The organism is uncultured Chloroflexus sp. (assembly GCF_937129525.1).
Classification (GTDB): Bacteria; Chloroflexota; Chloroflexia; order Chloroflexales; family Chloroflexaceae; genus Chloroflexus.
This window is the reverse complement of record NZ_CAKZNK010000147.1, coordinates 1-7,440: the sequence shown is the minus strand read 5'-3', so window position 1 is coordinate 7,440 and position 7,440 is coordinate 1. Positions and strand designations below refer to the sequence as shown.

Annotated in this window: 8 protein-coding genes; 2 read left to right on the top strand and 6 right to left on the bottom strand. The window is 58.0% G+C overall.

Annotated features, from left to right (window positions below; translation table 11 throughout):
* Positions 1 to 259 precede the first annotated feature (259 nt).
* The 5 genes from Q0650_RS18080 to Q0650_RS18060 all read right to left on the bottom strand — a co-directional run bounded on the left by Q0650_RS18080 (position 260) and on the right by Q0650_RS18060 (position 5,347).
* Complete coding sequence (locus Q0650_RS18080; protein ID WP_298821553.1) at positions 260 to 1,024, bottom strand: MBL fold metallo-hydrolase; 765 nt, start codon at positions 1,022 to 1,024, stop codon at positions 260 to 262.
* On the bottom strand, positions 1,021 to 1,677 hold the full coding sequence (locus Q0650_RS18075) for a response regulator transcription factor (RefSeq protein WP_298821552.1): 657 nt from the start codon (positions 1,675 to 1,677) through the stop codon (positions 1,021 to 1,023). The genes Q0650_RS18080 and Q0650_RS18075 overlap by 4 nt, the downstream gene beginning before the upstream one ends.
* Before the next feature lie 37 nt (positions 1,678 to 1,714).
* Positions 1,715 to 3,901 carry a GAF domain-containing protein gene (locus Q0650_RS18070; protein WP_298821551.1) on the bottom strand — a complete coding sequence of 729 codons (2,187 nt, stop codon included), beginning with the start codon at positions 3,899 to 3,901 and terminating at the stop codon, positions 1,715 to 1,717.
* A gap of 134 nt (positions 3,902 to 4,035) precedes the next feature.
* Entirely contained in the window at positions 4,036 to 4,782 is a 747-nt protein-coding gene (locus Q0650_RS18065; RefSeq protein ID WP_298821549.1) for a ScpA family protein, read from the bottom strand.
* Positions 4,783 to 4,858: 76 nt separating this feature from the next.
* A complete protein-coding gene (locus Q0650_RS18060; protein WP_298821545.1) occupies positions 4,859 to 5,347 on the bottom strand; it encodes an HDIG domain-containing metalloprotein in 489 nt (162 codons plus the stop codon).
* Positions 5,348 to 5,437: 90 nt separating this feature from the next.
* Between Q0650_RS18060 and Q0650_RS18055 the strand changes: the two genes are divergently transcribed.
* Together Q0650_RS18055 and Q0650_RS18050 are read left to right on the top strand one after the other, a co-directional pair.
* A complete protein-coding gene (locus Q0650_RS18055) occupies positions 5,438 to 5,992 on the top strand; it encodes a TlpA disulfide reductase family protein (RefSeq protein WP_298821543.1) in 555 nt (184 codons plus the stop codon).
* Positions 5,989 to 6,840, top strand: a complete 852-nt coding sequence (locus Q0650_RS18050; RefSeq protein WP_298821541.1) for a DUF2085 domain-containing protein — start codon at positions 5,989 to 5,991, stop codon at positions 6,838 to 6,840. Before Q0650_RS18055 ends, Q0650_RS18050 begins: the two co-directional genes overlap by 4 nt.
* A 5-nt stretch (positions 6,841 to 6,845) precedes the next feature.
* Here Q0650_RS18050 and Q0650_RS18045 read toward each other — a convergent pair whose 3' ends face one another.
* The gene (locus tag Q0650_RS18045) at positions 6,846 to 7,286 is read right to left on the bottom strand and encodes an Rrf2 family transcriptional regulator (protein WP_298821539.1); all 441 of its coding nucleotides are present in this window, start codon (positions 7,284 to 7,286) and stop codon (positions 6,846 to 6,848) included.
* Positions 7,287 to 7,440: the final 154 nt, after the last annotated feature.

Sequence of the window (7,440 nt, the reverse complement as noted above, 5' to 3'; positions counted from 1 at the left end):
CAAAAACTATTATGTAAAATTAAATGTAATAAGAGTATTTTTAATGACTAATAGAGCTGTGACAGCTTTTGTGTATTCTCTTAATGTTTCTCCGGAAGTTTTTACTGGCGGTAGTATATCACAAGTCAGTACAGCGTTCAATACTCACCTGACTGATTATTTTCTCATCTTTGTCATAAACTCTTGTTTATCAACACGCCACGAGGGGCGCAGCAACGCTGCGCCCCTCGGCTCCTTATCCCTATTCCATTCCACCCCGCTACATTTCCAGCTCAATGACCTGTAAATCCTCGCCAACCTGCGCATGACCGGTAAAACCACCAGCCGCCACTTCGGTCAGCGCCTGCGCTATCGGCATCGTCCAGCGGGGACTGAAATGCACCAGTACCAGCCGTTCAACGCCAGCCGCAGCCGCGACAGCGCCTGCCTGACGCGGCGTGGTATGGCCGGGAAACGGCTCGGCAGTAGTCGCTTCGTGGATGAGCAGACGCGCGCCGGTTGCCAGAGCCGTGACTGAAGGGCAGGGTTCCGTATCAGCCGAATAACATACAGACGACTTGCCAGCGCCTGGGATGATGCGGAGCGCCAGGCAAGGCCGGCTATGCGCCGTGAGCGCGGTTGCCACAGCCAGGCCATCATCCAGGTGGAGCGTATCACCGGCATAGACGGAACGCCAGGCTGCCAGCGCTGCCCATTCGCCCAAACCGGCAGCGGCAACGTAATCAGCAGCCAGTTCGATCGTTTCCGGCAAGCCGTAGATCGGCAACGGCTCTGTGCGACCACCCAAAGCCAGACTGAACAAGAGGGCCGGCAATCCGTTGATGTGATCGCAGTGGCTGTGGGTCAGGATAACCCCCTTGAGCTGTTGTGGTTCGATCTCAACTGCCAGCAGCCGCCGGTAGGTTTCACCACCCACATCGATCAGTAACGGGCCGCCTGGCCCGGCCCAAACCAGGTGAGTGTGGGCGCGATCAGGGTCGGGCAGACCGGTACCCGTGCCAAGCAAGATGATACGACTGCTCATTGCTCATCATCCATTGGTACAAGGCGCTTGCGCAAGGCGTAAATGGCAACCTGAGTGCGATCGGCCAGATGCAGTTTGGAAAGGATGTTACTAATGTGGGTCTTGACCGTCTTCTCAGAAACGATCAGCGTATCGGCGATCTCTTTATTCGACATTCCCTTTGCCACTAATCGCAAGACATCCATCTCGCGTGGGGTAAGCTGCTCGACCGGCGCTTCGTGAGGGCGCGGCGTGTTGAATTCTTGCATCAATTTGGCGGCAACATCGGGATGCAACACCGCTTCGCCGCGACAGGCAGCTCGCACGGCATGGGCCAATTCTTCGGGTGAAATATCTTTGAGCAGGTAAGAGATTGCCCCCGCTTTGATCGCCGGAAAAACTTTATCATCGTCGGCAAAGCTGGTAAGTACGATGACCTGTGACGATGGGCTAACTGCTTTCAGGCGTCGGGTTGTTTCAACGCCGTCGATGCCGGGCATGACCAGATCCATCAGCACCACGTCAGGCAGCAACTCGCGCGCCAGCGCGATACCCTCCTCGCCATTACCCGCTTCGCCAACGACTTCGATATCTGGTTGGAGTTCGAGAAAATCGCGCAAACCCTGCCGCACCACGCGGTGGTCGTCGATCAGCAGCACGGTTATCTGTTCCATACCGTCTCCTTACTTCTGGCCCACGGCCAACAGCGCATCAGTCGCGCTCCGCTACGGCACTGCGTCCGCGCAATGGCACTATGACCTCGATCTCGGCGCCAGCGCCGGGATGAGAATGAACAGCAAAGGTTCCGCCGAGTTCAGCGGCGCGCTCGCGCATGCTGAGCAGCCCAAGATGACGGCTCTCGCCAGAGAGGCGGGCCTGTGGATCGAAACCTTGCCCATCATCAATTACCCGCATCTGTACCTGTTCGGTGGTAAAGGTGAGCTGAATCTGAACATTGTGCGCCGCGGCGTGTTTGACGATGTTGTTGAGCGCCTCTTGCGCAATCCGAAAGAGTGGTTGCTCGATACCACGCGCATGGCGCTCATCACCAACTACATTTAGCTCGATGCGCAGACCTTCACGATGGGCAATATGTTGGGCATGCTGCTGAATCGCGGCCACCAGTCCCTGATCGCGCAATGCCGGTGGTCGCAACTGGAATATCAGCGCGCGCATCTCGGCCAGTGCCGCTGTTGCGGTCTCATGCAGACGTTCGAGCAGGGCCGGAACGCGGGCCGGATTGCGTTCGAACTGCGCGCGCGCGGCCTGCGCAGTCAGCGTCATACTGAACAGTTGCTGGCTAACGCTGTCGTGCAATTCACGCGCTAACCGGTTGCGCTCTTCGAGCGCCGCTGCCTGTTGCGCGCGCTGATAGAGTCGACCATTTTCCACCGCGCCCGCCAGCATGTCAGCCACCGTCTCCAGCACAGCAGCATCTTCGGCTGTCAAACCGGCCAGTTGCGGCGATTCGATATTCAACACTCCCAACGTTTTGCCATTTGCCACCAGCGGCACGCACAACTCTGAACGAATCTCGAGTCGTTCACTAAAACCAAGATAATCGGCTTCGCTCGCCACATCCTCGGCGCGCACGATCTGCCCGCTCCGCGCCGCTCGTCCGACCAGGCCCAGATTGACATGCTGGCGATAACCCACCCGCGCCGGCGCGTATTGGCCGGCAGATGCGACCAGCACCAGCTCGCTGGCCTCCTCGTCGAGCAAGAAGAGGTCAACTTGCGGGTAGCCAAACCCCTGCTGAATTCGCTGGGTTGCCCGCGGTAGTGATTCGCGTAAATCGAGAGTGGCAGTTACGATGCGGGCAATCGAGTTGAGCACCGCCAGTTGATCGGCGCGACGCTGCACCTGCGCGGCCAGTCGCTGCGATTCGGCGTAGAGCTGCGCGCTGACAATCGGGCCGCTGACCTGCGCTGCAATCGCTTCGAGCAAGTCAACATCCTCGTCACTAAACGAGCCGGCGCGATGGCTGACAACGCTCAACAAGCCGATGACTCGTCCACCACTGCGCAGAGGCGCGATGATACACGACGCTACGTCAGGTCCAAAACCCGGCTCATCGGCTGTGGATGATCGGCAGTCGTCGATGACAAAGGGTTGACCACTCTGTACCACCCATGTCAGCGAGCTGTTAGCCAGCGGCAACTGACGACCGATCAAATCGTTCAACGGCGCCGCCGCGGCGGCAACAAGCAGATGACCGGCTTCATCAAGCAGGGCTACCAGCCCGTTTCCAAACGCCGCTGCCAGCCGATCAACTGTGTGGCGGAGGATGGTATTCAGATCAAGCGTTGCGCCCACAGCCCGACCCAGCTCGGCCAGTAACTGCTCTTTGGCGAGCAGTCGCGCGCTACGCTCGGCCAGGCGAACATTCTCAACGGCCAGCGCAGCCTGGCGGGCAATAGCTTCAACCATCCGCACCGTTACCAGATCGGGTGGCGCTGGCCAGGCAATCACGATCACCCCGATCAGCCGCTCACCTCGACCACGCAGCGGTGTCAGCAAGGCTAGCGCCGAGCCAATCGCTGCTGTATCAGGAACACCTGCCGGTAGCGCTTCCGCTGGCACCAGATACGAGTGACTCTGGCGATACTCAGGTCGCAACAATGGCTGGTACAGCGCCGGCTCCACCGGCGCTGCTTGCAACTGCTCGGCCAGTTCGAGCGCCGCGCCGGCAAAAGCGACGGCGTGTAATGTGTCGCTCTCATCATCACGCAGCCGGGCATAAACACAAGGACTCCCGGTGATACGCCGCAGCGTTTCCACAACTTCACCCAATAAACCTTCAGGTGAGTCATCGGCTCGTAGCGTATCGCTGAAAGCCAGCCAGTCGCCCAGAGGCAACGGTCGATCATCGGTTATCGGACGTGAAGCGCCGGTCATACTCTTTGTGTGTCAGATATGCGCGAGTGTTGAATTACCGCGCGTGTATAGTACCCGCACAACCTTCATTCATTCTCGTTTTGTCGTTATGAGAAAGCTGCTTGTGTCTTCATTGTCGCACATACCGGCGTTGATTACAACTCACGTTCATCGGTTTCGTCAGTCTCAACCGGCGTTTCGCCACGTCCGATAAGAATTGGGCCGAAGAGCGTCGCCTGTTCGATCACTATTGCGCGCCGTTTAAGCAACTCAAGCATTGCCCAGAACGAGACGATCACCTCTTCGGAAGTTGGCTGCAAGCCAAGCAAATCGCTAAAATCAAACCACGCCACCCGCTCAAGGCGAGAGCGAATCCGAGCAGCCACCTCGGCCACGGTCAAACGTGGCGTCAGCGCCAGGCGCTCAACTGTTTCGAGTGGTAACTCCAACTGCGCGCGGCGGGCCAGGGCTTGCAGCAGGTCGGCGACACGATAACTGGCCGGCGGTGGCGTTATCGTCATTGGTGGCGGCGCGACACGGGTAAAGGCGCTACGTCCACTCTCGTAAGCGAGCCGTAACCACTCAGCCGCCTGCTTGAAGCGACGGTAGAGTTCGAGCTGAGCAGCCAATTGCCCGGCATCGTCGTCAATTGGGGAGACCGGCTCTGAGGGCGAACGAGGTAGTAACGCGCGCGACTTGATCAAAATAAGTCGCGCTGCCAGACTGACAAATTCGGCTAGCTCACCCGGTTCGACAGATTCAAGCGCGCGCACATGGGCCAGATACTGGTCGGCTACACTCGCCAGCGCAATCGTGGTGATGTCAAGTTCGGCTCGCTCGATCAGACGCAGGAGCAAATCGAGCGGACCGGTAAATTCGGGGAGAGTGATCTCGTAAGGCATAGAAACTGGTGAGATAGCCACAACCGGGCAAAGATTTTCCATGAACATCCGAACCCAACTGCACAACCGGCCTGTATCAGTGTTGCTCATCGGCCCACTGCAAACGCGCGGCGCGCCCGGTTGGTTGTGGATCGTGATAATGGCGCAATGTCTCAACAATCTCTGGCGGACAGCCGGCAGCCGCTGCCATGCGAGCGCCACGAGCGGCATGCTCGGCGTAGACGGCAATTGCCGGAATCAGGCGGGCAGCAATCAGATAGAGCGCCAGCCAGCGTTTAAGGATCGTTGCCAGCACATACCAGCCTAACGCCATCGGTCGACCGGCGTCGTCAACCTTGCCGCAATCGTGATAGAGCGCGGCGCGCAACAGCAACTCATCACATTCCCCAGCGGCCACCAGCGTCTGATAGACATCAAGACAATGCCGTTGATCGTAAACCGGCATCTGGAAAAACAACCGCTGTTCGGCTGGCGTTAGCATGCGCGCGACCAGAGTGTACTCAGCCGGCGACACTTCGGCGCGCAGCGCGTCGCGAAACTGACGAATGCGGTATGATAGTGACATGACAGTACCATAGTGCCGGCACGTTACCGGCCCTTTATTATACCGGATGAATAACCGTAATACTGACAACGGTTGTGGTACAATGACGCTATGAGACACGCAATTTTGCTCCTCAGTCTGACAATCATTTTGACTGCCTGCGCAAGCGCGCCACAACAGGCCAGTCAGCCCCTGGTAGTAGGTGAAACGCCAATCGCACCGGAAAGCCGGTTGATAGATACCAAACCGGATTGGGCAGCCATTCCCGGCGAACGCGCGCCGGATTTTAGCTACACCCTGGCCGATGGAGCCTACAAACTGAGCGATCTACGTGGCAAACCGGTTGTGGTGAACTTCTGGGCAACCTGGTGTCTGCCATGCGTTGAAGAGATGCCGACACTCGACGCAGCGCACCGCGCTAATCCCGATCTGGTAATCCTGGCGGTCAACCGCAACGAGTCGACCGATGCAATCGCCGCCTTCGCCCCCAAAGTAGGAGTCAGCTTCCCGCTGATCACCGACCGTGACGGCGTGATCGGTGAGCGGTATGGAGTGATCAACCTGCCAACCACCTTCTTCATCAATCGTGATGGCACTATCGCTGCCCGGCACGTTGGCGCGCTAACCGCCGAACGCCTGGCCGAAAGATTAGCGGAGATCCGATGAGCGAGCGCACGCCTGATGATATTGCGCGCCCGGCGCGCGAGCATATTGTCATAGGGAAGACGGTCGAACAGCGTCAGCTACCCTGGGGAGCCATCTTTCTCGGCAGCTTCGGCGCGCTCCTCCTTGCGCTGCTCTTCAGCCCTGGTATGCCGCTGGAATGGAAGATGTACGCGGTCGTGCATGGCATCTGCGCCCAGCAACACAACATCTTTGTCGGCGGCCTGCAATTTCCGTTGTGCGCTCGCAACAGCGGTATCTACCTGAGCTTTATGCTCACCTTCCTCTACCTCTATGCGATTGGGCGCGGACGCGCCGGCAAGATACCGCCATGGCATATTTCGCTTACCTTACTGGCTTTCGTCGGTATCATGGCGATTGATGGCTTCAACTCGCTCTTGCTCGATCTCGGTCTACCAAACTGGTATACCCCTGACAACTTTCTGCGCACCCTTACCGGTATGGGGATGGGTATCACGATTGCGACCGCGCTGCACCTCGTGCTCAACAACACCCTGCGCCAAAACGTCGATCCACAGCAGCCAATTTTCGCCAGTTGGTGGGAACTGATTGGCATTATTGCAATCGATCTGCTGGCGCTGGCGGCCATTTACGGCAACCTCGGGATCACCTTCTGGCCACTGGCATTCCTGGCCTTCTTCGGCATCCTCGGCGTGCTCTACCTGGTGAGCTTGCTGTTGACCAGCCTGTTTATGGGGTACGAAGGCAAAGTAATCAGCTTGCGCCAGCTTGCTGCCCCGGCGACCATCGCGCTGATCCCAACTCTGCTGATTGCCGGCGTGATGTCGTGGTTACGTTTCTGGATGGAGAGTATGGGGTTGATCCTGTAGCGAGGTCAGATGTAGTACATCACGGCCCCATCACGGCTACGCTTACGCTGACAAAGATCATCGAGGGTAATTGAAGCCAGCCTGCTCTCAATTGTAGCCCGCAAATCATTCCAGACTTCATCAATCAATGCTCGATCGAGCGGTTCAGAAGGCTGCAAATCATCGCGTCCAACTTCGGCAGGCAAAATTGGCCCCTCCAGCACAGTCAAAGCTTCGAGCAGCGTTATCGTTTCTGGCGAACGGGCCAGCAAATGCCCACCCTGTGGCCCGCGCAGACTCTCGACCAGACCGGCCCGCCGCAAGGTAATCAGCAACTGGTTAAGGTAGTTCACCGGGATACCCTGACGGTTCGCGATTGCTTCGCTCTGGATCGGCCCCTCACCATAGCGCTGCGCAAGATCAAAGAGCGCGCGCAAGCCGTAATCGCCTTTGCTCGAAATGCGCATCGTTGCCTCCAATAGTCAAGTAGATCACTTAACATTGTAGCAATAAGCAGGACAGGCGTCAAATCGCGAAAAAAATCGGGAACCGCCGGTAGGGGCGGGTTTAAAACCCGCCCCTACGTGGGATGCAACGGCGGTACGGGCGGGATGCAACGGC

Coding starts and splice junctions, on each gene's coding strand:
- Q0650_RS18045 (WP_298821539.1), bottom strand. CDS start 7,286: ATGCGCATTTCGAGCAAAGGCGATTACGGCTTGCGCGCGCTCTTTGAT.
- Q0650_RS18065 (WP_298821549.1), bottom strand. CDS start 4,782: ATGCCTTACGAGATCACTCTCCCCGAATTTACCGGTCCGCTCGATTTG.
- Q0650_RS18070 (WP_298821551.1), bottom strand. CDS start 3,901: ATGACCGGCGCTTCACGTCCGATAACCGATGATCGACCGTTGCCTCTG.
- Q0650_RS18055 (WP_298821543.1), top strand. CDS start 5,438: ATGAGACACGCAATTTTGCTCCTCAGTCTGACAATCATTTTGACTGCC.
- Q0650_RS18080 (WP_298821553.1), bottom strand. CDS start 1,024: ATGAGCAGTCGTATCATCTTGCTTGGCACGGGTACCGGTCTGCCCGAC.
- Q0650_RS18075 (WP_298821552.1), bottom strand. CDS start 1,677: ATGGAACAGATAACCGTGCTGCTGATCGACGACCACCGCGTGGTGCGG.
- Q0650_RS18050 (WP_298821541.1), top strand. CDS start 5,989: ATGAGCGAGCGCACGCCTGATGATATTGCGCGCCCGGCGCGCGAGCAT.
- Q0650_RS18060 (WP_298821545.1), bottom strand. CDS start 5,347: ATGTCACTATCATACCGCATTCGTCAGTTTCGCGACGCGCTGCGCGCC.